The 26,905-nt window shown below is 55.7% G+C and carries 16 protein-coding genes, 2 tRNA genes and 3 rRNA genes; 3 read left to right on the forward strand and 18 right to left on the reverse strand.

Annotated features, from left to right (window positions below; genetic code table 11):
* Positions 1-4: 4 nt before the first annotated feature.
* From bcsC to bcsR, 6 genes are read right to left on the reverse strand one after another with little or no spacing between them, the layout of a single operon-like run.
* Complete coding sequence (gene bcsC, locus ACMGG5_RS04765; RefSeq protein WP_420277569.1) at positions 5-3,487, reverse strand: cellulose synthase complex outer membrane protein BcsC; 3,483 nt, start codon at positions 3,485-3,487, stop codon at positions 5-7.
* Positions 3,469-4,575, reverse strand: coding sequence for a cellulose synthase complex periplasmic endoglucanase BcsZ (gene bcsZ / locus ACMGG5_RS04770; RefSeq protein ID WP_248166193.1), 1,107 nt, complete (start codon positions 4,573-4,575; stop codon positions 3,469-3,471). The genes bcsC and bcsZ overlap by 19 nt, the downstream gene beginning before the upstream one ends.
* Before the next feature lie 6 nt (positions 4,576-4,581).
* Positions 4,582-7,002 (reverse strand): cellulose biosynthesis cyclic di-GMP-binding regulatory protein BcsB, encoded by a 2,421-nt coding sequence (bcsB, locus tag ACMGG5_RS04775; RefSeq protein WP_024908827.1) that lies wholly within the window; start codon positions 7,000-7,002, stop codon positions 4,582-4,584.
* Between the two features lie 10 nt (positions 7,003-7,012).
* Positions 7,013-9,628, reverse strand: a complete 2,616-nt coding sequence (gene bcsA, locus ACMGG5_RS04780) for a UDP-forming cellulose synthase catalytic subunit (protein WP_420277570.1) — start codon at positions 9,626-9,628, stop codon at positions 7,013-7,015.
* Positions 9,625-10,377: a cellulose biosynthesis protein BcsQ gene (gene bcsQ / locus ACMGG5_RS04785; RefSeq protein ID WP_024908825.1), complete on the reverse strand. Its 753-nt coding sequence runs from the start codon at positions 10,375-10,377 to the stop codon at positions 9,625-9,627. The genes bcsA and bcsQ overlap by 4 nt, the downstream gene beginning before the upstream one ends.
* 11 nt (positions 10,378-10,388) lie before the next feature.
* Positions 10,389-10,577 (reverse strand): cellulose biosynthesis protein BcsR, encoded by a 189-nt coding sequence (gene bcsR / locus ACMGG5_RS04790; RefSeq protein WP_024908824.1) that lies wholly within the window; start codon positions 10,575-10,577, stop codon positions 10,389-10,391.
* A gap of 175 nt (positions 10,578-10,752) precedes the next feature.
* On the opposite strand from bcsR, the gene bcsE reads away from it, so the two are divergent.
* Genes bcsE through bcsG form a run of 3 tightly spaced genes read left to right on the forward strand, consistent with a single transcriptional unit; the run spans position 10,753 to position 14,178 of the window.
* Positions 10,753-12,315, forward strand: a complete 1,563-nt coding sequence (bcsE, locus tag ACMGG5_RS04795) for a cellulose biosynthesis c-di-GMP-binding protein BcsE (RefSeq protein WP_032648212.1) — start codon at positions 10,753-10,755, stop codon at positions 12,313-12,315.
* Positions 12,309-12,506, forward strand: coding sequence for a cellulose biosynthesis protein BcsF (gene bcsF / locus ACMGG5_RS04800; RefSeq protein ID WP_024908822.1), 198 nt, complete (start codon positions 12,309-12,311; stop codon positions 12,504-12,506). Before bcsE ends, bcsF begins: the two co-directional genes overlap by 7 nt.
* Positions 12,499-14,178: a cellulose biosynthesis protein BcsG gene (bcsG, locus tag ACMGG5_RS04805; RefSeq protein ID WP_090420487.1), complete on the forward strand. Its 1,680-nt coding sequence runs from the start codon at positions 12,499-12,501 to the stop codon at positions 14,176-14,178. Before bcsF ends, bcsG begins: the two co-directional genes overlap by 8 nt.
* A gap of 48 nt (positions 14,179-14,226) precedes the next feature.
* On the opposite strand, the gene ACMGG5_RS04810 is transcribed toward bcsG, so the two are convergent.
* The 12 genes from ACMGG5_RS04810 to pepQ all read right to left on the reverse strand — a co-directional run bounded on the left by ACMGG5_RS04810 (position 14,227) and on the right by pepQ (position 26,757).
* Positions 14,227-15,219 (reverse strand): glycosyl hydrolase family 8, encoded by a 993-nt coding sequence (locus tag ACMGG5_RS04810; protein WP_420277571.1) that lies wholly within the window; start codon positions 15,217-15,219, stop codon positions 14,227-14,229.
* A 16-nt stretch (positions 15,220-15,235) separates the two neighbouring features.
* Entirely contained in the window at positions 15,236-16,198 is a 963-nt protein-coding gene (gene birA / locus ACMGG5_RS04815; RefSeq protein WP_407859216.1) for a bifunctional biotin--[acetyl-CoA-carboxylase] ligase/biotin operon repressor BirA, read from the reverse strand.
* A complete protein-coding gene (murB, locus tag ACMGG5_RS04820) occupies positions 16,195-17,223 on the reverse strand; it encodes a UDP-N-acetylmuramate dehydrogenase (protein ID WP_032648206.1) in 1,029 nt (342 codons plus the stop codon). The genes birA and murB overlap by 4 nt, the downstream gene beginning before the upstream one ends.
* 124 nt (positions 17,224-17,347) lie before the next feature.
* Positions 17,348-17,463 (reverse strand): 5S ribosomal RNA (gene rrf / locus ACMGG5_RS04825).
* A gap of 70 nt (positions 17,464-17,533) precedes the next feature.
* Positions 17,534-20,437, reverse strand: a 23S ribosomal RNA gene (locus tag ACMGG5_RS04830).
* 172 nt (positions 20,438-20,609) lie between these two features.
* A tRNA-Ala gene (locus ACMGG5_RS04835) sits at positions 20,610-20,685 on the reverse strand.
* Positions 20,686-20,723: 38 nt separating this feature from the next.
* Positions 20,724-20,800: transfer RNA gene (locus ACMGG5_RS04840), tRNA-Ile, on the reverse strand.
* Positions 20,801-20,871: 71 nt separating this feature from the next.
* Positions 20,872-22,411: ribosomal RNA gene (locus tag ACMGG5_RS04845) — 16S ribosomal RNA — on the reverse strand.
* Together the 16S, 23S and 5S rRNA genes with 2 tRNA genes alongside form the textbook arrangement of a ribosomal RNA operon.
* 353 nt (positions 22,412-22,764) lie before the next feature.
* Positions 22,765-23,310, reverse strand: coding sequence for a menaquinone-dependent protoporphyrinogen IX dehydrogenase (gene hemG / locus ACMGG5_RS04850; RefSeq protein ID WP_090420969.1), 546 nt, complete (start codon positions 23,308-23,310; stop codon positions 22,765-22,767).
* 10 nt (positions 23,311-23,320) lie between these two features.
* Positions 23,321-24,772 carry a Trk system potassium transporter TrkH gene (trkH, locus tag ACMGG5_RS04855; protein WP_023309600.1) on the reverse strand — a complete coding sequence of 484 codons (1,452 nt, stop codon included), beginning with the start codon at positions 24,770-24,772 and terminating at the stop codon, positions 23,321-23,323.
* A 39-nt stretch (positions 24,773-24,811) separates the two neighbouring features.
* Positions 24,812-25,426, reverse strand: coding sequence for an IMPACT family protein (locus tag ACMGG5_RS04860; RefSeq protein ID WP_024908007.1), 615 nt, complete (start codon positions 25,424-25,426; stop codon positions 24,812-24,814).
* Positions 25,426-26,757 (reverse strand): Xaa-Pro dipeptidase, encoded by a 1,332-nt coding sequence (pepQ, locus tag ACMGG5_RS04865; protein WP_420278604.1) that lies wholly within the window; start codon positions 26,755-26,757, stop codon positions 25,426-25,428. Before pepQ ends, ACMGG5_RS04860 begins: the two co-directional genes overlap by 1 nt.
* Positions 26,758-26,905: the final 148 nt, after the last annotated feature.

Here is a 26,905-nt window from a genome sequence, read left to right on the forward strand (position 1 = left end):
CCGATTACCAGTCCGCGTACGGGATAAGCGGCTGCGGCGGTAAGTCCATATCGCCCTGCCAGCCTGCAGCAGAGTAGCGCACATAGATCAGCGCGTGGCTTGGGGTATAGTCTTTCGCTTGCTGGATATCCACGCCCATGCCCACAAACCAGTTGGACGTTACGCGGCGTTCGATAATGGCCCGTGCGGTATAACCCGTACCGGAAGAACTGCTGCCGGTTTCCATCGCGCCCCGGTCGGTATAGCGGTCTGGCTCATCGGTCGGGATCAGATTCTGAATCGGGTAGCGCAGCTCGTCTTTGGTTTTGGAGTGGGACCAGGACACCGAGCCACCCAGCTCCCAGGACCAGTTCTCCGTGCGTTTACGCCAGGTCACCGGCAGCGCGAAGGAGACATACTCCTGCGGGCTGTAGTAGCCGCCCTGGCCCAGGGTATAACCGCTCAGGTCTTTGTCGTAGTGCCAGAGCATATTGGAGACGCCGACCGTCAGGCGCTCATTGTTTTTATTAATGAGCTTGTAGTAGTAACCCGTCATCCAGCGGACGCGCCAGTTATCCTCCACATTTTTACCCGTCAGCGTTTCCGCGTTCAGGCTTGACCAGACGCCGTTCGCTTCCCCTTTGTCATAGCTCATACTTACGCCGCCACCGGTGGCGCGTACGCCGCCCCAGGTGGTGCCGGTATTGGTATCTTTTTGCCCGCCGAAGGCCAGCAGAGAGCTGGAGATTGGGCGGCGATGGGCGTTAACGGTATAGCCGATGGGCCCCAGATCGCTGCTGTAGCTGATGCCGCCCACCACGTCGACGACGTCAAAGCCCATTGGCGTGGTGCCAATATCCATCGCCCAGGTTTTATTCTGCCAGCCGACGGCAACGCTTGCGCCATTGTCGGACTGATGGGTGTTGCCGCTACACGGCGTTTCGTAGCAGGTTCCCCATTTAGGGTCGTAAGTCCCGTTCTTGCTATCAAATGAACCGGCGTCCATGTTGACCAGATCGCTTCTGAAGAACATGCGCCCATCAGAGAGCGGGGCATCCACCTGTAGCATGGTGGTATGCGCTTTCAGGTCGGAATAACCGCCCGTGCCGCTGGAGCCCCAGTAGTCGTGCTGCAGCGTGACGTTAACATCCTGCTGACGATACAGGTCACCGGCATCGCTGCGCACGCCGCGCTTCAGCCAGTCATCCTTTTCATCGTTACGCGTCAGACGGGTGAAACTGTCGTTGTCAGCCGGACGCGTCGTCGTGATACCCGTCGATACCATCGCATCTTTATAGGTTTCCAGCGCCTGCTGAGGCTGGCCGTTCTGCGCCTGGAAACGTGCGGCATCACGCAGCACCAGCGCGTTTTCCATGGAGCCGGGCTGCGATTTAGCCTGCGGAATGATTTTGTTGAAGGTCTGTTCTGCGGCAGCGGAATCGCCCAGGCCTGCCTGCGCCATCGCGATGCGGCGCTGCATATTGAGCGACAGCGGCTGGCCGTTTTGCGCGGCGGGCAGTTTCGCCAGCTCTGCGCGCGCGGCATCCTTGTTACCCTGCGCGCTGTAAATCTCGGTCAGGCCGAGGATCGCGTCTTCGTTCTGCGGTTCACGCTGCAGGACGGCATTGTACGTCGTTTTCGCCGAGTCCAGATCGCCACGCTGCTGTGCCCAGTCCGCCAGCGTGAGGTCGATACGGGTGGAGGTCGGCTGCTGGCGAAGAAGATTCTCTGCGTCCTGCTCTTTACCGCTGTCGCGCAGACGGTTGGCGGTTTCCAGCACCTGGTTGCTTTGCAGGCGGTCGGCAAGTTCCTGAATATTGCCGTTCCACTGGCTGCGCGGCAGCGTATCCAGATGCGCCAGCGCGGCGCGGTCCTGATCGTTTCCGGAAAGATAGAGCCCGTTGGCGTACACCTGATCCGGATCGGACGGTTTCTGGCTGGCAAGCTGACGCATCAGGGTATCCGCCTGGCTGCGCTGACCCGCGCTGTAGAGATCGCGCGAGAGACGGTAGGTTATCCACACGTCGCCGGGAGAGAGCGCCAGACGACGACGCTGAATGTCTGCCGCCTGAGCGTATTTCCCCTGATTTTCCAGCTGTTCGGCCTGAGTGGAGAGCTGCTCGTTGGTCAGGCTACGTTCAATATCGTCTATGCTTCGGCGCTGGCTGGCGGAGAGAGACTGGATAAACTGCGAGGCCTTCTCCGGGGACTGCGCGCGGTAAATATTGGCCAGGCCGCGGACCGCATTGCTGTTGCCGCTGTCCATACGCAGCGCCTGGCGATAGTAACGTTCCGCCGCGTCGTTATCTTTACGCGCCGCGGCGGCGTCGCCCAGCCCCAGCACGGCATAGCTGTCGGCATTGTCGATACCGCGTGCCTGCTGATAGTAACGCTCCGCCTGCGCCGGGTTATTCGCCTTCAGCGCCGCATCGCCCTGCTGGATCAGCAGCCAGTAGCGGTTAACCTTCAGAAGACTGTCCCATTTACCCCGGTTATCGCTCTGGGGATCGAGGGCAATCGCCTTTTCAAACTGTGCCACCGCGCGGGCGCGGTCGCCCTTCTGAGAATACGCCTGTCCAAGGGCCCCCACAGCCTCACTGTCGGCATGGTTGGCGCTGACGGCTTTTTGCAGCTCAGCCACCGCCTTACTCCCCTGCCCGGCATCCACCGCCGCCAGCCCTTCCGCTTTCGCGCGGAACGCCGGATCGGCGAGCTGTTTTTGCTGCGCTTCAAGCTGGGCACGCGCCGCCGCGACGCTATCCCCGTCGCTGAATACGCTCAGGTATTTTTGCAGCGCGCTGACGCTGGCGCTGCTGGCAGGCTGACCTTTGATTTGGTCATACCACATATCAGACGCCTGGTTACGGCCATTGGTGGATTTGGCCATCTCTTGCAATACCGCAAAGCCTTCATCACGGCGTCCGCTCTGGAACAAAAGCTGGGACAGCGTTGCCTGAAGCTGCGTATTTCCGGGGCTGCTGCTGTTTATTTTCTTGAGCTGGTTAATGGCTGCATTTCGGCGAGCAGGGTCTTTCGCCACGACGTTCCAGTATTCCGTGGCCACGTCGCCGCCCGGCGGGTTGCCGTCAAACAGCTTGTCATAGGCGGCAATCGCCTCCTGCGTGTGTCCCGTGGTGGCGAGTAATCGCGCCTGCTGGAGCTGCTGGCGGCCATCCGGGGTAGAAAGCAGCATCGTGTTGCGTGATGACTGGTACGCACTCGAGCCCGGCGCGATCCCTTTCAGACGATCCAGCTCTTTTTGCGCACCGGCGTTATCGCCCTGGCGCAGCAGGTAGCGAAAGCGTGCGGCAATGACGTCAGGGTTGTTCGGGTCAATCAGCTCCAGACGATAAAGCGACTGACGAACCAAATCCTCACGCTGTGTCGATTCGCCCAGCCGAACCTGTTCCAGCAGCTGTTTCTGCTGCGGAGAGTTGGCGGCTTCAGCCAGCGGCATCAGTGCCAGGCCAAGCGATAAAGTGAGTAGATTTACTGTGAACTTGCGCATTCCTGGCCCCAATCCGGTATTAATTCACCTTTTGCGGTGAAGCGAAAACGATGCTGATCCCATCCTTGCCCAAAGAGAGTCAGCACGTAGCTGTAATAGGCATTGTTATCGGGAAAATGGTCCGCAACGCGCTGGCGCTGAACCGCCTGGGCATCACGCTGTTGTAAAAACGGCAGCATGGCGGCAGAGAACCCGACCGGGCCATTCCCGGTGCGTTTCCCCGTCGCCACATCCACTTTCTCCGGCGGCACACCCCGTTTCATAGTCTTTGCCGCCATCGGCTGGAAGCGCGTCAGCAGCCGGGCTTTCTGAGGATCGTTGTCACTCATCATGCCCACCCAGAGATACACGCGGATGGCGTCGTAGCCGCCCACCAGCGCCTTATCCTGCTGTAACCGCCAGCCTTTGTGTTTCTGATACTGCACCCAGTCCGGCGAAAAGCCTTTCGGCGCACTCTCCTGCAGCAGGCGCAGATTGGTTTCACGAAGCTGGGTCCACGGGGAACCAAAGCGCGTGAAATAACTCGCTAACTGCGGAGGAAGATAACTGGGGTTAAAGCGCCAGACCTGTTCATCGGCAAAACCGACTTTACCGGGAAGCAGCATTGCGCCGAGTCCCGGCACTTTCACCACTTCCTCGCTGACAATGCGTTTCAGCAACGCTTTACCCGTGCGGGTATAGTCCGGATGTTTCCACAGCCGACCCGCTTCGAGCAGTGACCAGGCGATCCAGACATCGGCGTCTGAGGCGGAGTTGGTATCAATCACCGCCCACGTTTCTTTATCCTTCTGACCCCATAGCCAGGCAGGCAGATGGTCGTTGAGATCGCCGCTGGCAAGATTATCGCGCGTCCACGTCAGCAGCTGGTCAAACGCGTTGCGATCGTTCGCCGCCAGGGCAAAGAACAGGGCGTAGCTTTGCCCTTCCGAGGTCGTAATTTTGCGCGTGTCACTGGGATCAATGACACGCCCGCCCTCACTGATGTAGTCCTTTTTAAACTGCTCCCAGGCAGGCCAGGTACAGGCGGCGCGAAGAGGAAGCGCCGCCAGCATCACCGCTGCTAATGCACACCAGCGAAAGGCTTTCATTACATCTTACTCATCCGGGTTCAGACGGCGACGGCTGATGATACGCAGCAGACGCCACAGCACCCATGCCAGCAAGACCACGCTGACCGCAGCCAGGATGGCGAGCAGCACCGGATGGTTGGCCAGCGCATACCACAGGCGTTCAAACCACGGCAGATGGCCCACGTAGTACACATCGCCCACGCGCAGGCTATTGACGCCGGACTCACGGATCACCGACACGGAACCAAACATCGCGGCACGTTTACCGCTGTCGTTCATGGCCGTATTGAGGAGCTCATACCCGCGCGGGCTGTCCGCAAGGAGAGCCACCACACTGCGCTGTTCGTTGTATGGGGACTGGAAGCCCACCACTGCGGCCATCGCCCCCTGAGACGTTACCGTCGTCTGCGCGCTGGCCTGACGGTCGTTCACATCCGGCATAATGCTCGGGAACTCGGTCTGGCGCAGCGGCGTGTTAACCCAGGACTGGGCCGCTTTCACCAGCAGATCGATACGCTTGTCATCCTTTAGCTTATCCGGAATGGTACCGATCACCATGATGTCAGCGTCTTTGTTCTGAATCTGGCTGCCATCGTCCGTCAACGTGACGTTAATCGCCGGTAATCCTGTTTGTCCCCCAACGGTCGCCATGGTGTCCAGCAGAGTCGTGACCTGCCCTTCGTTTGGCGCTTTTGGCATCACCACAATGGACTCAGAGAGATCGGCCATGCGGCTGAACGGGAAGCCCGCGTTAGCAAACGCGCGCAGGTCCGGCATCGCCAGGAAGTGATAGTACTTCGAGAAGTCGATGGTCGATTCATCGCCAATCACCACGTGGTTCTGAACCGGCTGGAAGGTGATGCAGTTTTCCGCCGAGCCGCCAGGCATCGGGTTCATGTACTGGAAGTCAAAGCGCAGCTGGTTTATCGCACCCAGCTTCAGTGCCGGAATGGAAACATCCGTTTTACCGTCCAGCAGCCCCTGCAGCACCGGCAGGCGAAGCATCAGGCGGTTAGTATCCTGCGTGCTTTGCAGGCTGAAGGATTGCAGGAACTGGTTGTTGAGGCTGATATCCATGCGCGAGCTGTCTTTGGTGGCTGGCGCGGTATAGCGGTAGTTCAGATTGATATCAATGCCGTTGGTACGTAACAGGTACAGATCCGGCGGCAGATTCAGCGACAGGCTAATCGGCGCTGGCTCAAGCCCCGTCGCCTGCAGCTGTTCTTCATAGGTTTTCAGCTCGCCAAAGGTGACCGCACGGTCGGTACGCACCCAGTTTGGCGCATCATACGGTTTACGCGCCAGCAGCGGTTTGACCTCATCTATCACCACGCTGTTGCCGCGGAACAGGACGTTGCCCTGGGCAATGGCTTTTGCTGCCTGCACCAGATCTTTATCATCACGACCAAAGACCACCAGCAGCTTCACGTACGGGTTTTCCGGATGACTTATCATCTCAACGGTCGGCGCTTTGACGTCCGGATGATCGCGCAGGAAGGCCGGGCGTTTCGCGTTGGTCGCAAACACAATGGCATTTCTGTCCGGCAGCTTGTCATACATCGCCGGGAAGCTCTGGCCGCGCCAGCCCGCGCGTGAACCAAACCAGGACGCCACGATGGTGGCCGCCAGCTGCTCGGTCACGTCCGGGGAAGAGGCAAACACCATCGGCAACGTGAGCGGACGGTTATCACGCGGATCGAAGAACGGAACCGGGAAGGCTGAGAGATCGTTTTTCAACGCCAGCGACTGGTAGGTCAGCTGCAGCGAGGAGTTACGCCCGACGTCCATCCACAGCGTGTTGCTGGCCGGGTTTTCGCAGACATCGCGGTAGTGACCGACAAATTCCAGGCGGATACGGTTAAAGTCGGTGATGAACAGCGGGTTGATCGGCACCTGAGCCTGGGTTTTCTTGCCCAGCTGCTCTTTCGTGACCGGCAGGACGTCCATCAGCTCATCATTCAGATAGACCTTCAGCTGAGACTGGGTCGGCAGCAGCGACGGTGACGGGGTGTACTCAAGGTTCAGCACCGCATTAGAGACGACCTCATCGCTGCGCATGCCAAATTCAATGCCGCCGTTAGGGTTGATACCGCGCAGCACCATGCTGCCCGGAGGCGGCGCAATTTGCGCGAAGGTCAGCTTCACGTCCCGTGACGGCGCATTGTCCGCGACGACGGGCGCATTCGCCCCCCGGACGCCCGGCATCACCTGTCCGATGACCTGACCGTCTGCCGGCAGGGTGTTCCCCTCCGTTGGCTGGTTCGGCATGATGTTTTCCGTTTGACCGGGTGCCGCGGTGACAACCGGATCGGTTGCTTGCGCGACGACAGGTACCGTTGGCGCAGGCGTTGCCGCTGCATTACCAGGAGCGGCGTTAGCCATTGTTGCGGGGAGGACATTCATCCCCATTGCCACTGCACATAACCAGGAAAGTTTTGTTTTCATCGCGTTATCATCATTGTTGAGCCATAACCGGGTCCGCCTGCTTCGCCTCATCCCGCTCAGGACGACGAGGAATGAACGACACGACCCAGGAAACCAGCGAAGTAAGTGACCGGAAAATTAATTTCACCGACGACGGGGCAAATTCTGCAAGGTGACGATAGCCACGGAACCCCAGCTTCAGAATATCCAGCAGGCTTTCCAGAGGTTTATCTTCCGGGAAGCTGTCCTGCCAGAGAGCCCACGTATCCGCGCGGGCAAACGTACACTGCACAAAATCGATATGCTGCTTTTTGGTCAACGGCATCAGCTGCAGACCGACTTCATTGCCCGCCACGCGAACAACCTGCGTCGGGAAGACATACTCCTGCTGACCGCGCTTAAGCAGCAGGTTAACTTTCTGCCCTTCCAGCACCTTCGCCTGGCCGTTGATTTTGATCCCCAGACCGCCGTCAGAGAAGTCGTGCACGGTACAGGAGAAGAGATGGCCATCTTCACGGGCGATCGCCGCAGGCATGCAGATTTCAACGCGATGCGCACGACGAACCTGTTTGCTTTCCACCGACACCGCCACCGCGCCGCCGAGGATAATCAGGTTGTAGAAGACCCAGGCCATACTCACGAAGACGGTCAGGATTTCGTTTTCCGGGCCGTAGAAATAACGCCAGATACCGGCGATGACGCCAACGATATTCAGCAGTACCAGGAAGATATACGGACGGGAGATCACCCAGTCGACGTACTCTTCTTCCACCAGGCCGCCCTTCGCGGTGACGTTGAATTTCCCTTTATGCGGGTTAATCAGCGCCACCATCGTCGGCGGTGCGATGTACCAGGCCAGCACCGTTTCGTAGATTTCACTCCAGAAGGAGTGGCGGTATTTACCCTGTATCTTCGAGTTCGTCAGGCTCGCGTGGATCATGTGCGGCAGAACAAACAGCGCAATCATCAGCGCCGGGGCGTAGATGATATAAGCGTGAAGGAGCAGGAACGCCAGCGGCGCGGTCAGGAAGATCAGCCGCGGAATACCAGATAAGAAATGGAACATGGCGTTGACGTAGCAGAGACGCTGCGCCAGCTTGAGCCCTTTCCCGATCAGGGGGTTATCGAGACGGAAAATCTGCACCATCCCGCGCGCCCAGCGAATACGCTGACCAATGTGCGCCGACAGTGACTCCGTTGCCAGACCGGCAGCCTGCGGAATACGCATATAGGCTGAGGTATAGCCACGACGGTGCAGACGCAGCGAGGTATGCGCATCTTCGGTGACCGTTTCGACGGCGATACCACCAATTTCATCCAGCGGTTTACGGCGGATAACCGCACAGGAGCCGCAGAAGAAGGTGGCATCCCACATGTCGTTTCCGTCCTGCACCAGGCCATAGAACAGCGTGCCTTCGTTCGGGGTTTTACGGAAACGGCCAAGGTTACGTTCAAACGGGTCCGGCGAGAAGAAGTGGTGCGGCGTCTGCATCATCGCCAGCTCTTTCTCCTTCAGGAACCAGCCCATGGTCATCTGCAGGAACGAGCGCGTCGGCACGTGGTCGCAGTCAAAGATCGAGACAAACTCCCCGGTGGCATACTTCAACGCGTTGTTGATGTTCCCGGCTTTAGCATGTTCGTGCGTCGGACGGGCGATGTACTCGACGCCGACCTCCTCTGCGAACTGGCGGAACGCCGGACGGTTGCCGTCATCCAGGATCCAGACCTTGAGCTTATCTTTCGGCCAGTCGATGCCCAGCGCGGCATAGATGGTGTTCTTCACCACGCTCAGGTCTTCGTTGTAGGTCGGCACGAAGAGATCAACTGACGGCCACTGCGCGGTGTCTTTAGGCAGCGGAACCGGCTGACGGTTGAGCGGCCAAATCACCTGGAAATAGCCCAGCACCAGCACAATCCAGGCATAGGTTTCAGCAAACAGCAGCACCAGGCCGCACACCAGACTCACCGGATCGTCCCAGTTCAGCGTCGAGGTATAACGCCACCAGATGTAGCGACAGGAGACGGTCAACGACAACACAATCAGCATCAGCGCCGAGAAGCGGCCCGGAATACGGCGGACCAGCAGCGCCACGCCCCACAGCAGGATCAGGAAGGTAAACTGCGCCAGGGGGTTGAAAGGTTGCGTAATACAGACCAGCGCCAGAATGAGCGAGAACACGACGATCACACCGAGGATAAAACGCCGCAAACCCGGGTGGAGATGCCCGAGCTCTTTATGGTTATCCAGATGGCTGGTCTTATCGCTGACGCTGTTGGGCAGTCTGTCCAGCCACTGGTGGTAGCGTTCACGTAGCTGCTGCACGCGGGAGAAACTGCGCCAGTGCGGCGTTTTTGTCTCCGCGCGGGATGAGGTCGCCACCAGCCAGATGGCCTGAATGAGATAACGCGCCGGATCCAGTGGACGCGGACGGTCAGGATTAATGTGCGGATACAATTCACTGTGCCGGGCACGTATGCGCTGCCAGCGCGGGTGTTCGAGTGGAATAAACATCCAGGCCAGAATCATCCAGAAACAGCCGAGCGCGGCGCTGAATGCCGACGCGCCGTGACGGCGAAAATGCCGGTAATGTTCGCTCAAACGCGAACTGACCGGTGGGATGAGTAACCAGCTGGCGAGACGACTCATACATCACTCCCTGCATGCTCCGCCCTGTTGGCGAAGTTCAGCAGACACCAGTTAGCCAGCGTCAGGATCTCTTCTGCCGCCAGTGAATCGCTACGGTATTCGCCGAGCGGTTGCTTCGACGCAAGGCATTCCGCCATGCCCTCATCACGATGGATGACAATGGGAAGCAGGCGGCGCTGGCTCTGCAGCCAGACCTGATACAGATCGTCCTGGATCTGGCTGCCAATGCGCAAATCGTTAATCAGGATATGGCCATTTTGAGGTAGCCCCTGCTGATGCAGGCGGATATGGCAGTTCGCATCGACGTTGACGATCGAGAGCACATGATCGCACTGGGCAATAAGCTGTCGGGTCAGCGTGCCGGCGCCGTGCGGCAGATCCAGCAGGATCCACTTGTAGTGCCCCTTTTCTTTCAGGGTCTGCAGCGCCAGCGTGAACTGCGAAAACAGACGCTGATACGCGGCTTCATTCTCGCGCTCCGTGGTGGTCAGTTGACCAAACGGCAGCAGATCGAGCTGGGAGGTATAGCGCATTCCTGCATCCTGCCAGTCTTTATCGTCGAGCAGCGCACGGGCCCAGCCCTCTTCGCGAGTAAAGTCGACGTTAAACGACATACGCAGCAAATTATCGGCGCAGGCGTCAATAACCAGCACCGATTCACCTAAAAGCTGTAATGACCACGCCAGCGCCGCGGTAACAGATGTGGTACCCACACCGCCACGGACACCCTGTAATCCGAGTATGGCCATCAATGGCTCCCTTAATGTTGATGGGCGAATTCAGCTAATAACGGCCAGCGTTTAATAGCCGCGGCCAACTGTTCCCGCTGGGAAATATCGGTGTAATCTATTTCAGGTAAAGAAAAGGCCTGCGTCAGCGCCAGAAAATCGTTTTGGAATGTGTAACCCAGGGTCGAATCGACTGGGGTTCCGGGTTCGTTATTATCCATTCTTTTTCCATCCCTTTGAGGAAAATCGCACGCTAAAGAAGTTGCGGGGCTTCCTGCCCTGACAAATTTCATTTACATGCTAAATCTGATGTTCTTTAATTTCAATGTTAGGTTTATTTCTACGCTTTCGCTAGTAAACTGAGATACAGATAAATTAGACGAAAAGAGGGACACCGTGGACTCCATATTTTCTATTGGCATCCAGTCATTATGGGACGAATTGAGCCACATGCCAGTCGGAGGAGTCTGGTGGATTAATACGGACCGAAATGAAGATGCTATCAGTCTGGTAAACCAGACAATTGCTGCCCAGGATAAGGATTCCCGCGTGGCCGTCATTAGCATGGGCGAAGATCCGAAGAAAATTATCACGCTGGAAAACGATTGCGGGCCTCAGACGGTGCGATTATTTTCCATGACATCGGATGCCGATAGTCTATACTTTTTGTCCCGCGACGTTCAGTGCACTATTGATCCGGATCACTATTTAGTGATCCTTAAATGCGCAAATAACGTCCTGCAAAATATCCCTTCTGAAAAACTGCTGCCGTGGCTGGAAAAAATCAATAAATGGGCAAAATTTCAAAATTGCACGCTATTGATAGTCAATCCCGGCAGTAATAATGACAAGCTATTCTCACTTTTAATGGGTGAATATCGCTCCCTGTTCGGTCTGGCAAGCGTTCGTGACCAGGCGGGAAGCTATCTCTACGATATTGCATTCTGGTGTAATGAAAAAGGCGTGAGCGCCAGGCAACAACTTACGCTGAAACAAATCGAGGGTAAGTGGCACCTGGCACAGCAGGAAGAAACCGTGGTGCAGCCGCGCAGTGATGAAAAACGCATTCTGAGCCATATCGCGGTTTTAGAGGGAGCACCTGCCCTGTCGGAAAACTGGTCACTGTTTGAATCTAACGAAGCCCTCTTCCATGAAGCGCGCACAACCCAGGCGGCAACGATTATTTTCTCGCTGATGCAGAATAACCAGATTGAGACGCTGGCGAGGCAAATCCACACCTTACGCCGCCAGCGCGGCAGTGCGTTAAAAATCATCGTACGCGAAAACAATACCAGCCTGCGCGCTACCGATGAGCGTCTGCTTCTGGGTTGCGGCGCCAATATGGTTATCCCCTGGAACGCGCCGCTGTCACGCTGCCTGACGCTTATCGAAAGCGTTCAGGGTCAGCAGTTTAGCCGCCATGTACCGGAAGACATTTCTACGCTGCTCTCCATGACGCAGCCGATGAAGCTGCGCGGTTACCAAAAATGGGATACCTTCTGCGACGCCGTCGGCAACATGATGAGCAATACGCTTCTTCCTGCAGACGGAAAAGGGGTTATGGTTGCCCTGCGCCCTGTTCCGGGTATCCGTGTTGAACAGGCGCTTACCTTATGCCGCCCAAACCGTACAGGGGACATCATGACCATTGGCGACAATCGCCTGGTGCTGTTTTTGTCCTTCTGCCGGGTAAACGATCTCGATACGGCGCTTAACCACATCTTCCCTCTGCCTACCGGGGATATTTTCTCGAACCGTATGATTTGGTTCGAAGATAATACGATCAGTGCGGAGCTGGTGCAGATGCGTGCGCTCCAGCCTGAACAATGGGTTAAGCCACTCGCTATCAAGAGCGATGCCAAACCGATCCTCAATGCCAGACATGATGGACACGTCTGGCGTCGGGTGCCGGAACCCCTTCGCTTATTAACAGACAACGCGGAGAACGCATCATCATGAATATCAGCGATATTATTCAACTGGTTATATTCTGTGCGCTGATCTTTTTCCCGCTTGGCTACTATGCGCGTCATTCCATACGCCGTATCCGTGATACGGCCAGAGTGCTGTTTATAAAACCTCGCTACGTAAAACCAGCCGGAACACTGACACGGGCATCACACGTCAAGGCAGACCGAAAACATGACTAATTCTACCTATACCGCTTCGTCACCCTCGCCGCTCTGGCAATACTGGCGCGGCCTTTCCGGCTGGAACTTCTACTTTCTGGTGAAGTTTGGTCTGCTTTGGGCAGGCTATCTGAATTTCCATCCTCTACTCAACCTCGTGTTTATGGCCTTCCTGCTGATGCCGCTGCCAAATATCAGGCTGCATCGCTTACGTCACTGGGTTGCCATCCCCGTCGGCTTTGCGCTGTTCTGGCATGATACCTGGCTACCGGGGCCGGACAGCATTATGAGCCAGGGGTCCCAGGTGGCAGGCTTTAGCGCCAGCTATGTCCTCGATCTGACCGAGAGGTTTATTAACTGGCAGATGATAGGCGCGGTATTTGTGCTGCTGGTTGCCTGGCTGTTCCTGTCGCAGTGGATCCGCGTCACGGTGTTTGTCGTCGCGATTATGATCTGGCTTAACGTGCTGACCCTGGCTGGGCCAAACTTTTCGCTGTGGCCTGCCGGTCAACCGACCACCACGGTGACCACCACCGGGGGAAGCGCAGCGGCCACCGTCACCACGGCAGGCGATACGCCAGTGGTGGGTGATATCCCAACCCAGACCGCACCGCCGACCTCAACCAACCTGAACGCCTGGCTCTCCAGTTTCTATACCGCGGAAGACAAGCGACAGACGAAATTCCCGGATGCGCTGCCGGCGGATGCTCAGCCGTTTGAACTGCTGGTGATCAACATCTGCTCTCTCTCCTGGGCCGATGTGGATGCAGCTGGTTTGATGTCTCATCCGCTGTGGTCTCATTTCGACATTCAGTTTAAAGATTTCAACTCTGCCACCTCGTACAGCGGCCCGGCGGCGATCCGCCTGCTGCGTGCAAGCTGCGGTCAGACATCGCATAAAAACCTGTATCAACCCGCCGGCAACCAGTGTTATCTGTTCGATAACCTCGCCAAGCTGGGCTTTACGCAGCACCTGATGCTGGGGCATAACGGCCAGTTCGGTAACTTCCTGAAAGAGGTGCGCGAACAGGGTGGTATGCAGTCACCGCTGATGGACCAAACCGGTCTTCCTGTCTCTCTGCTGGGCTTCGACGGCTCGCCCGTCTATGACGATACCGCCGTCCTGGAACGCTGGCTGCAGACCATCGAAAAAGACAGTAATCCACGCAGCGCGACGTTCTTTAATACCCTGCCGCTCCACGACGGTAACCATTTCCCGGGCGTGAGCAAAACGGCAGATTATAAAGTGCGTGCGCAGAAGTTCTTCGACGAGCTGGACGCGTTCTTCACGGAGCTGGAAAAATCAGGCCGTAAAGTGATGGTGGTTGTGGTGCCTGAGCACGGTGGTGCGCTGAAAGGTGACAGAATGCAGGTGTCAGGTCTGCGTGATATCCCAAGCCCGTCCATCACCAACGTACCTGCAGGCATTAAATTCTTTGGTATGAAGGCACCGCATCAGGGCGCACCAATAGAGATTACGCAGCCAACCAGCTATCTGGCAATCTCAGAACTGGTTGCCCGCGCCGTTGACGGGAAACTCTTTGTGGAAGATAGCGTGAACTGGGACCAGCTCACCAGCAAACTGCCGCAAACGGCAGAAGTCTCGGAGAACGCCAACGCGGTAGTGATTCAGTATCAGAACAAACCGTACGTTCGCCTGAACGGCGGGGATTGGGTACCGTATCCACAGTAACTGATTTACCCCTCTCCCCATTGGGGAGAGGGGATAGTCGGTGCGTTATTATTGCGCTGAAATCCACACCAGCATTTTCAGACTTGCCGAATAGTAGTCGTCCTTAGACGTGATTTCGGGTTCTCCGGAAGACTGTCCCATCGTTAAATCCCTAACCGCCAGCAGACCACCTTCCATCATGTAGGGCGCATATTCGTTAGTCGTCACGTCAACCCAGGCGGGCGTTTGTTCCCGGGGGAACTGACCGAACCAGGCCTTCCACGGCGTCAGGAGCGGGCTTTGTTTATCAGACCAGGCAACGTACAGAGGAATACGAATCGCGTCATAGCTCATTCGCGGTGGCCAGCCTTTAGCGGGAGCCAGCTTGCCACCTGATGTCAGTGAAACCCAGTCAGTGGGCAAGTTCGCTTTACCCGAGCCCATTTTCCCCAGCAGGCGTTCCCCGTCCTTAATCAAATCGCGCCAGACCGGCAAATGACTGCGTCCGGCGAAGGCCTGCCAGGCCGGAAACACAAAATAGGAAGGATTAAGGACCACTTCACCGTCAAGCTTAAATCCCTGGACACCGGGCAGCATCACGCGGTAACCCGCATAGCGGATGACGCTATGGGCGACCAGCGCTTTTGTAATGGCATCCGATGCGGCGCTGTAGCGTTTGTCATGCCAGCGGGCATCGGCTTTAAGCAGCGCCCAGGCAATCAGCACATCGCCATCGGCGGCGTTGTTTTTGTCAGCGACCGGGTTGGACTCTGCGGGGTTATAGCGCCAGTAAAACAGTCCGTTCTCTTTGTTCTTCAGCTCACGGTTTGTCCATTGCCAGAGCTTATCGAACGTGGCCTTATCGTCGTTGGCCACTGCCATCAGCATGGCAAAGCCCTGACCTTCCGTATGCGACACGCCGCCATTGCCGGTATCGACAATGCGGCCTTCCGGTTTGAAAAAGCGCGCCTTGTAACTCTCCCAGGCCTGACCCGCCTGAGAGAGGGGTGAGAACAGCAGACTCATCATGACGGCCAGCGTCGCGCAGACGGGTTTTCGCATCGTTCACTCCATCCGGTTATTCGGCACTTCGCAGGGAAATCTCACCGCCCATCCAGGGTTTGATCACGCCATCCTGCTCCAGAAGCAGCGCGCCCTGAGCGTCAATACCGCGGGAAGTCCCGTAGATCTCTTTATCACCGATCAGCAATTTCACCGGGCGGTTGATGAAGTTATCCAGCTTTTCCCAACGAGACAGGAACGGTGCCAGCCCTTCCTGCTCAAAAAGCGTGAGCGAGCTGCGCAGCTCTTTAATCATACGTACGGCAAGGGTGTTACGATCGATGACGATCCCCGCCTCCTGGAGGTTAGTCCAGGCCTGGTTCACCACATCATTTTGGACATTGCGCATCACCATATTGAGGCCTGCGCCAATGACGATTTGCGCCGCATCGCCCGTTTTTCCCGTCAGTTCGACCAGAATCCCGGCAAGTTTACGATCGTTGAGGTAGAGGTCATTTGGCCATTTTACGCGTACTTTATCAGCCCCCAGATCGTGCAACACTTCCGCCATGACGATGCCGATGACCAGACTCAGGCCAATGGCAGCGGCCGGGCCCTGATCGAGTCGCCAGTACATGGACAGATAGAGGTTAGCGCCAAAGGGTGAAAACCATTTGCGGCCACGACGGCCGCGACCGGCCTGTTGATATTCAGCAACGCAGGCATCGCCGGATTTGAGCTCAGGCAGACGATCCAGCAGATACTGGTTCGTCGAGTCAATCACCGGCAGCACCGCCACATTGCCGTATCCAATCTGGCTGCGGATCGCGTCTTCATTCAGCAACTGAATCGGCTCCGGCAGGCTGTAGCCTTTTCCGGGAACCGTAAACACATCCACACCCCAGTCACGGAGCGTCTGGATATGCTTGTTAATGGCGGCGCGGCTCATGCCCAGCTGTTCACCCAGCTGCTCGCCGGAATGGAATTCACCATCCGCCAGGATACCAATCAGGGTTAACGGGACCGTATTGTCCTTCATGCGATAGTCTCCACAGCGTTGACTTCACCTGTGCGACCAATGAAGCGGACTTCTGGCTCCAGCCAGACGTTAAATTTTTCGCCGACACGCTGGCGAACGTAGTGAGCCAGCTGTACCACATCGTCGCTGGTCGCATCGCGCTGGTTAATCAGCACCAGGGCCTGCTGTTGGTGAACGGCTGCCCCGCCGACTGAAGTGCCTTTTAGCTGGCATTGATCGATAAGCCAGCCCGCGGCCAGCTTCACGCTGCCGTCCGCCTGAGGGTAATGTGGCGCCGCTGGCCATCCTTCAAGAAAGACTTTTGCATTTTCGCTGCTGATAACCGGGTTTTTGAAGAAACTTCCTGCATTTCCGTTTACTTTTGGATCGGGAAGCTTGGTCATCCGCATATGGCAAACCGAGTCAAAAACGTCGCGGGCGGTAACGGTCGCCGGATCGAGACGCGTTAAATCCCCGTAGGTCAACACCGGCTGCCAGTTCTTCGACAGGCGCAGGCCCACGGCGACAATCACGTAGCGATCCTGATATTCATGTTTGAAGATACTGTCACGATAGCCAAATCGGCACTGTTCTGCCGTTAAACGCTTAGCCGTTCCGGTCGCCAGTTCGATGCAGTCGACATATTCACAAACATGTTTCAGTTCGATGCCGTAGGCGCCGATGTTTTGAATAGGAGACGAGCCGGCGCAGCCTGGAATAAGCGCAAGGTTTTCCAGGCCCGGCATCCCTTTTTCGAGGGTAAATTGCACCAGATGATGCCAGTTTTCTCCGGCACCCACGTGCACGTGCCAGCTGTCGGCACGCTCTTCCACATCAATTCCCATGATGCGGTTAACGATCACCGTTCCCGCAAAATCATCGAGAAACAGGACATTACTTCCTTCGCCCAGAATCAGTACGGGTTCGTTATTTTCTGTCGCGTTTTGCCATGCATCCAGCAGCTGCTGTGCAGTATCGGCACGTACAATTTGATTGGCATTGCGTTGAATGCCAAAGGTATTCCAGGGCTTAAGGGAGTGGTTCATAGACGCTATCCTGATGCAAAAACGCAGGTAGTTTACCGTATAAGCAGGGTGATGGGGGATCAGTTTGTGCAGCGCATAAACGCAAAAAGGCCATCCTTTCGGATGGCCTCTTCACTTGTTTGATGCCTGGCAGTTCCCTACTCTCACATGGGGAGACCCCACACTACCATCGGCGCTACGGCGTTTCACTTCTGAGTTCGGCATGGGGTCAGGTGGGACCACCGCGCTAAAGCCGCCAGGCAAATTCTGTTAATCTGTATCAAGGCTGAAAATCGTGTCTGTCTCTTCGCCGAAACAGCTTCGGCGTTGTAAGGTTAAGCCTCACGGTTCATTAGTATCGGTTAGCTCAACGCATCGCTGCGCTTACACACCCGACCTATCAACGTCGTCGTCTTCAACGTTCCTTCAGGAGACTTAAAGTCTCAGGGAGAACTCATCTCGGGGCAAGTTTCGTGCTTAGATGCTTTCAGCACTTATCTTTTCCGCATTTAGCTACCGGGCAGTGCCATTGGCATGACAACCCGAACACCAGTGATGCGTCCACTCCGGTCCTCTCGTACTAGGAGCAGCCCCCCTCAATTCTCCAGCGCCCACGGCAGATAGGGACCGAACTGTCTCACGACGTTCTAAACCCAGCTCGCGTACCACTTTAAATGGCGAACAGCCATACCCTTGGGACCTACTTCAGCCCCAGGATGTGATGAGCCGACATCGAGGTGCCAAACACCGCCGTCGATATGAACTCTTGGGCGGTATCAGCCTGTTATCCCCGGAGTACCTTTTATCCGTTGAGCGATGGCCCTTCCATTCAGAACCACCGGATCACTATGACCTGCTTTCGCACCTGCTCGAGCCGTCACTCTCGCAGTCAAGCTAGCTTATGCCATTGCACTAACCTCCTGATGTCCGACCAGGATTAGCTAACCTTCGTGCTCCTCCGTTACTCTTTGGGAGGAGACCGCCCCAGTCAAACTACCCACCAGACACTGTCCGCAACCCGGATCACGGGTCTACGTTAGAACACCAGCCATTAAAGGGTGGTATTTCAAGGACGGCTCCACGCAGACTGGCGTCCACGCTTCAAAGCCTCCCACCTATCCTACACATCAAGGACCAGTGTTCAGTGTCAAGCTATAGTAAAGGTTCACGGGGTCTTTCCGTCTTGCCGCGGGTACACTGCATCTTCACAGCGAGTTCAATTTCACTGAGTCTCGGGTGGAGACAGCCTGGCCATCATTACGCCATTCGTGCAGGTCGGAACTTACCCGACAAGGAATTTCGCTACCTTAGGACCGTTATAGTTACGGCCGCCGTTTACCGGGGCTTCGATCAAGAGCTTCGCGTTGCCGCTAACCCCATCAATTAACCTTCCGGCACCGGGCAGGCGTCACACCGTATACGTCCACTTTCGTGTTTGCACAGTGCTGTGTTTTTAATAAACAGTTGCAGCCAGCTGGTATCTTCGACTGATTTCAGCTCCACCCGCAGGGGCTTCACCTACATATCAGCGTGCCTTCTCCCGAAGTTACGGCACCATTTTGCCTAGTTCCTTCACCCGAGTTCTCTCAAGCGCCTTGGTATTCTCTACCTGACCACCTGTGTCGGTTTGGGGTACGATTTGATGTTACCTGATGCTTAGAGGCTTTTCCTGGAAGCAGGGCATTTGTTACTTCAGCACCGTAGTGCCTCGTCATCACACCTCAGCGTTAAAAGGTACCGGATTTACCTGGAACCTCCGCCTACATGCTTAAACCGGGACAACCGTCGCCCGGCTAACATAGCCTTCTCCGTCCCCCCTTCGCAGTAACACCAAGTACAGGAATATTAACCTGTTTCCCATCGACTACGCCTTTCGGCCTCGCCTTAGGGGTCGACTCACCCTGCCCCGATTAACGTTGGACAGGAACCCTTGGTCTTCCGGCGAGCGGGCTTTTCACCCGCTTTATCGTTACTTATGTCAGCATTCGCACTTCTGATACCTCCAGCATGCCTCACAGCACACCTTCAACGGCTTACAGAACGCTCCCCTACCCAACAACACATAGTGTCGCTGCCGCAGCTTCGGTGCATGGTTTAGCCCCGTTACATCTTCCGCGCAGGCCGACTCGACCAGTGAGCTATTACGCTTTCTTTAAATGATGGCTGCTTCTAAGCCAACATCCTGGCTGTCTGTGCCTTCCCACATCGTTTCCCACTTAACCATGACTTTGGGACCTTAGCTGGCGGTCTGGGTTGTTTCCCTCTTCACGACGGACGTTAGCACCCGCCGTGTGTCTCCCGTGATAACATTCTTCGGTATTCGTAGTTTGCATCGGGTTGGTAAGCCGGGATGGCCCCCTAGCCGAAACAGTGCTCTACCCCCGAAGATGAGTTCACGAGGCGCTACCTAAATAGCTTTCGGGGAGAACCAGCTATCTCCCGGTTTGATTGGCCTTTCACCCCCAGCCACAAGTCATCCGCTAATTTTTCAACATTAGTCGGTTCGGTCCTCCAGTTAGTGTTACCCAACCTTCAACCTGCCCATGGCTAGATCACCGGGTTTCGGGTCTATACCCTGCAACTTAACGCCCAGTTAAGACTCGGTTTCCCTTCGGCTCCCCTATACGGTTAACCTTGCTACAGAATATAAGTCGCTGACCCATTATACAAAAGGTACGCAGTCACACCACGAAGGTGCTCCCACTGCTTGTACGTACACGGTTTCAGGTTCTTTTTCACTCCCCTCGCCGGGGTTCTTTTCGCCTTTCCCTCACGGTACTGGTTCACTATCGGTCAGTCAGGAGTATTTAGCCTTGGAGGATGGTCCCCCCATATTCAGACAGGATACCACGTGTCCCGCCCTACTCTTCGAGTTCACAACCTGTGTGTTTTCGTGTACGGGACTATCACCCTGTACCGTGCGACTTTCCAGACGCTTCCACTAACACACAAGCTGATTCAGACTCTGGGCTGCTCCCCGTTCGCTCGCCGCTACTGGGGGAATCTCGGTTGATTTCTTTTCCTCGGGGTACTTAGATGTTTCAGTTCCCCCGGTTCGCCTCGTTAACCTATGTATTCAGTTAACGATAGTGTGTCGAAACACACTGGGTTTCCCCATTCGGACATCGCCGGGTCAAAGGTTCATATCACCTCGCCGGCGCTTTTCGCAGATTAGCACGTCCTTCATCGCCTCTGACTGCCAGGGCATCCACCGTGTACGCTTAGTCGCTTAACCTCACAACCCGAAGATGTTTCACTTCATGATTGCGAAAATTTGAGAGACTCGAACACACCATTTAAGATGTGTCGTTTCAATTTTCAGCTTGATCCAGATTTTTAAAGAGCAAAACTTCGCAGTGCACCTTTTCAGGTTCACTCTGAAGTTTTCTTGGGTTTGCAGTAAAAGATGGTGGAGCTATGCGGGATCGAACCGCAGACCTCCTGCGTGCAAAGCAGGCGCTCTCCCAGCTGAGCTATAGCCCCATCGTTTTGCTAACCTCTTCAAATTTGCTTCGCAAATTTGGTAGGCCTGAGTGGACTTGAACCACCGACCTCACCCTTATCAGGGGTGCGCTCTAACCACCTGAGCTACAAGCCTGTAGAGGTTTTTTACTGCTGTTTTTTCATCAGACAATCTGTGTGAGCACTGCAAAGGCAGGTTCTTTAAGGTAAGGAGGTGATCCAACCGCAGGTTCCCCTACGGTTACCTTGTTACGACTTCACCCCAGTCATGAATCACAAAGTGGTAAGCGCCCTCCCGAAGGTTAAGCTACCTACTTCTTTTGCAACCCACTCCCATGGTGTGACGGGCGGTGTGTACAAGGCCCGGGAACGTATTCACCGTAGCATTCTGATCTACGATTACTAGCGATTCCGACTTCATGGAGTCGAGTTGCAGACTCCAATCCGGACTACGACGCACTTTATGAGGTCCGCTTGCTCTCGCGAGGTCGCTTCTCTTTGTATGCGCCATTGTAGCACGTGTGTAGCCCTACTCGTAAGGGCCATGATGACTTGACGTCATCCCCACCTTCCTCCAGTTTATCACTGGCAGTCTCCTTTGAGTTCCCGGCCGAACCGCTGGCAACAAAGGATAAGGGTTGCGCTCGTTGCGGGACTTAACCCAACATTTCACAACACGAGCTGACGACAGCCATGCAGCACCTGTCTCAGAGTTCCCGAAGGCACCAATCCATCTCTGGAAAGTTCTCTGGATGTCAAGAGTAGGTAAGGTTCTTCGCGTTGCATCGAATTAAACCACATGCTCCACCGCTTGTGCGGGCCCCCGTCAATTCATTTGAGTTTTAACCTTGCGGCCGTACTCCCCAGGCGGTCGACTTAACGCGTTAGCTCCGGAAGCCACGCCTCAAGGGCACAACCTCCAAGTCGACATCGTTTACGGCGTGGACTACCAGGGTATCTAATCCTGTTTGCTCCCCACGCTTTCGCACCTGAGCGTCAGTCTTTGTCCAGGGGGCCGCCTTCGCCACCGGTATTCCTCCAGATCTCTACGCATTTCACCGCTACACCTGGAATTCTACCCCCCTCTACAAGACTCTAGCCTGCCAGTTTCGAATGCAGTTCCCAGGTTGAGCCCGGGGATTTCACATCCGACTTGACAGACCGCCTGCGTGCGCTTTACGCCCAGTAATTCCGATTAACGCTTGCACCCTCCGTATTACCGCGGCTGCTGGCACGGAGTTAGCCGGTGCTTCTTCTGCGGGTAACGTCAATCGATGAGGTTATTAACCTCACCGCCTTCCTCCCCGCTGAAAGTACTTTACAACCCGAAGGCCTTCTTCATACACGCGGCATGGCTGCATCAGGCTTGCGCCCATTGTGCAATATTCCCCACTGCTGCCTCCCGTAGGAGTCTGGACCGTGTCTCAGTTCCAGTGTGGCTGGTCATCCTCTCAGACCAGCTAGGGATCGTCGCCTAGGTGAGCCGTTACCCCACCTACTAGCTAATCCCATCTGGGCACATCTGATGGCAAGAGGCCCGAAGGTCCCCCTCTTTGGTCTTGCGACATTATGCGGTATTAGCTACCGTTTCCAGTAGTTATCCCCCTCCATCAGGCAGTTTCCCAGACATTACTCACCCGTCCGCCGCTCGTCACCCGAGAGCAAGCTCTCTGTGCTACCGCTCGACTTGCATGTGTTAGGCCTGCCGCCAGCGTTCAATCTGAGCCATGATCAAACTCTTCAATTTAAGTTTGATGCTCGTGAATTAAACTTCGTAATGAATTACGTATGTTCACTCAGAGACTTGGTATTCATTTTTCGTCCGAGGACGTTAAGAATCCATGTCACTTTGAGTGCCCACACAGATTGTCTGATAAATTGTTAAAGAGCAGTGCCGCTTCGTTTTCGCTGCGGCGCGGGGTGTGCATATTACGCCTTCCCGCTTCAGAGTCAAGCGTTTATTTTCGCTATTCTCTGCTGACCCGGCGGCGTGTGTGCCGTTGTTCCGTGTCAGTGGAGGCGCATTATAGGGAGTTATTCTGAAGTGACAAGCACAAAATACAAAAAACTTTTCGTTCGCTCACTTTTCAAACTTAACGCTTATTTATGTCGCGAATCGCCCGTTAAATGTGCGATTTCTCGCGCAAAACTGGCTACCTGCGACCAGTCGGTATAAACCACTTCTTTACGCGTGTCGGTTTCGCCCCCCGTCATCTTCATAATAAGACGGATCATAAAGCGGTCATACCAGCGGTAGCGAGGGTAGCGCAGCGCGCCGGCAAAGACAGCGCACAGTTCAGGCTGCCACGGCGAGCTGAGTAAAAACTTGCGCGTGTAGCTGTTGGTCTGCGGCGTGCGCTTCTCGGGTTTACGCGCGACCAGATTGACCGAGTAAAATGCACCGGGCAGTTTATTGAGCACCGCCGTATGCTTTTTCACAAAGCGATCCAGCGCCGGATGGAAATGCCCGTAACGAATAGATGCACCAATTACCACGCGGTCGTAATCCTGCCAGCTTATCTGCTCAGCACGGTTCAGGTTCACCACATCCGAGTAAATCCCCAGCTCTTTTAATTCAGATGCCAGATAGGCGGCAATCTCCCGCGTTTGCCCGTCTCGCGTAGAGAAAAGAATCAGTGTTTTCATCAACGGCTCCTTACTCGCGCCAGAATGTAGGGGTGAACAGCACCAGCAGCGTAAAGACCTCAAGACGACCAAACAGCATATTAGCGATGAGGATCCATTTCGCGACGGGGTTCATACTGGCAAAGTTATCCGCCACAACCCCCAGGCCAGGCCCAAGGTTGTTCAATGTTGCGACAACGGAAGCAAAGGCGGAGAAATCATCCACTCCCGTCGCGATAATCGCCAGCATACTGACGATAAAGACCAGCGCATACGCCGAGAAGAACCCCCACACCGCTTCGAGGATACGTTCCGGCAGCGCGCGGTTCCCCAGCTTGATGCTGTAGACCGCGTTCGGGTGGACCAGGCGCTTCAGCTCACGGTTGCCCTGCTTGAACAGCAGCAGAATACGGATCACCTTCAGGCCACCGCCCGTCGACCCCGCACAGCCGCCGATAAACGCGGAACAGAGCAGAAGCACCGGCAGGAACAGCGGCCAACGGGCGATGCTGTCCGTAGTAAACCCGGCGGTTGTCGCCATCGACACCACCTGGAAGAAGGCCTGGTTTAGCGTGGTCAACGCGGAGTTATAGACATCATGGAACCAGAGCACCAGGGTACAGATAATTACCAGCGTCAGCTGGACGCCAATAAACATGCGGAACTCAGGGTCACGCCAGTACACCTTCAGGCTGCGTCCGCTCAGTAAAGAGAAGTGCAGACCATAGTTACAGCCAGAGATCAGCAGGAAAATGGCAATAATCGTGTTAATCGTTGGGCTGTCGAAGTAGCCGACGCTGGCATCGTGGGTGGAGAACCCACCGATCGCGATCGTCGCGAAGCTGTGTCCGATGGCGTCGAAAGCGGGCATCCCGGCGAACCATAGCGCCAGCGCACAGGCCACCGTCAGTAATACATAGATAAGCCAGAGAGTTTTCGCCGTCTCAGCAATACGCGGGCGCATCTTGTTATCTTTCAGCGGTCCGGGCATTTCGGCGCGATAGAGCTGCATCCCGCCAACGCCCAGAATAGGCAGAATGGCCACCGCCAGGACGATGATCCCCATCCCCCCGAACCACTGCAGCATCTGGCGATAAAAAAGAATGGCGTGCGGAAGTGAATCCAGCCCCACCAGCGTCGTCGCCCCGGTGGTCGTTAAACCGGAGAAGGATTCAAAAAAGGCATCCGTGATGCTCAGGTTAGGCTGTTCAGAGAAGATAAAGGGTAGTGAACCAACGCTCCCCAGCACCGTCCAGAACAGGACCACAATCAGAAACCCTTCGCGAGATTTCAGCTCACCTTTCTGGCGACGGTTTGGCCACCACAGCAGCGAGCCAATCGCCAGCGCGACAAAGAAGGTCTGGGTAAATGCCCGCCCCGCGCCGTCCCGGTAGATAAGCGCCACCAGTCCAGGGAGAATCATCGTCCCGGAAAAGAGTATGACCAGCAGTCCAACGATTCGGGTTATGGCACGAAAATGCATCTCTGCCGCTTCCTTTGGTATTCAAAAGTGAGGTGGGGATTATTCTTCAATCGGCAGCAATTGCAACGAACCACGACTAAAATCAGCCAGTTTTGCTGAAAAAGCAGCCAGTTCCGCCTGAGGAAGCGCCACGCGTAATTGCACCATTGCCTGATATTCACTGTGTGCGATGACACCGTTAAACTGCCGCAGCAGCGCTTCAATACCCGATAGCTGGGCGTAATCGCATAATAAAGTATATTCGGTAAGCGGCGTTTTGCGGGTAGTGACCAGCATATTAAGCGCCTGCTGCACGCCCCCGCCATAGGCTTTAACCAGCCCACCGGTGCCTAACAAAATGCCGCCGTAGTAGCGCACCACCACGGCGGTTATTTCGCCCACGCCGCTGCCCATAAGCTGGGAGAGCATGGGTTTACCGGCCGTGCCCGCCGGTTCACCGTCATCGGAAAACCCCAGCTGCTGTGAATCGTCCGGCGGCCCTGCTACCCACGCCACGCAGTGGTGGCGGGCGTCAGGATGCTCAGCCCGGACGGACTCGACAAACGCTTTTGCCGCCTCTACGCCATCGGTATGCGCCAGCAGCGTAATAAAGCGGCTTTTCTTGATTTCCTCAACAAAGGTGACCGGTTCAGCCGGTATCAGCCAGCTTTCCATCAGGCCAGCTTCAGGTCTCGCGTCATATTCTCGATACCGTTTTCGTGAACCACCACGTTATCTTCGATACGAATACCGCCAAACGGCTTCAGCGCGTCAATTTTTTCCCAGTTGAAGTGCTTGCTGAACTGGCCTTCACGCCACGGCGCCAGCAGGGATTCGATAAAGTAGATCCCCGGCTCAATCGTCAGCACCATACGCGGCTCCAGAATACGGGTGCAGCGCAGGTAAGGATATTTAGACGGTGCCGCCAGGTGCGTACCGGTATCATCCTGCATAAAGCCCGCAACGTCGTGAACCTGCAGGCCCAGCGGATGGCCGATACCGTGCGGCATGAATGGCCCGGTCAGATCGTTCTCAACCATCGCCTCTTCGCTCATGTCTTTCACAATCTGATGCTTACGCAGCAGTTTTGCGATGCGCTGATGGAACTGGATGTGGTAATCCACATAGCTGGTGCCCGCCTTCATGGTGGCAATCAGCGCCAGCTGTTCATCGTTCACGTCTTTGATCAGCTGCGCGAACTCGGTGTCCGCATTCGCCGCCCAGGTGCGGGTCAGGTCGGCCGCGTAGCCGTTGTACTCTGCCCCTGCGTCCAGCAGGAAGCTGCGCATTTCCGACGGAACCTGGTGATCCAGTTTGGTGTAGTGAAGCACAGACGCGTGCTCGTTCAGCGCGACGATATTGCTGTACGGCACGTCGGTATCACGGTGGCCTGTCGCGGTCAGATAGGCCTGATTGATGTCGAACTCGCTCATCCCCGACTGGAACGCTTCATGCGCCGCACGGTGACCATTCACCGCCGTTTTTTGCGCTTCACGCATGCAGTAAAGTTCATAGTCGGTTTTATATGCGCGGTAATAGTGCAGATAATCCAGCACCCCTTTCGGATTGAGTTTGTCTGCCGGAATATCCAGACTCAGCGCACGCTCCGGAACAGGGCCAATGTAGCCGATGTTGCCGCGCGCGGCAGGCAGTTGGCTGCCAATACCGTCCGCTTTCGGCAGCGCAATGACCTCTATCTCTTCCGTCCAGAAAGAGGTCGGCAGCGGTTCTACGTTGTGCCAGTAATCGACCGGCAGGTAGAACCACAGTTTCGGTTTGTTCACGCCATCCACCAGCAGCCAGCAATTTGGAACCTGCGTCACCGGCACCCAGGCTTTAAACTGCGGGTTCACCTTAAACGGATAAGCGTGGTCATCCAGAAAGGTATTCATCAGCTCGCCGGAGTGGATCAGCAGCGCATCCAGCTTAAAGCGGGCCAGTACATCGCGGGTACGTTCCTGTAGGGTAACGATATGATTTTTATAAAGCGAAGCCAGTGAGTCCATCATTCTTCCTTTCGTTTTTTTGACCTCAAGTCATCGCATCTTAGCACACCTCACTCCGGCTGCGTGATTTCCACCGACCGTGATCAATGCAGCATTTTCTTAATGAGTAATTTGCATTTTATTAACATAAATCCCACACTCCGATTCA

The sequence above is a fragment of the Enterobacter sp. BNK-34 genome, assembly GCF_048684445.1.
Classification (GTDB): Bacteria; Pseudomonadota; Gammaproteobacteria; order Enterobacterales; family Enterobacteriaceae; genus Enterobacter; species Enterobacter pseudoroggenkampii.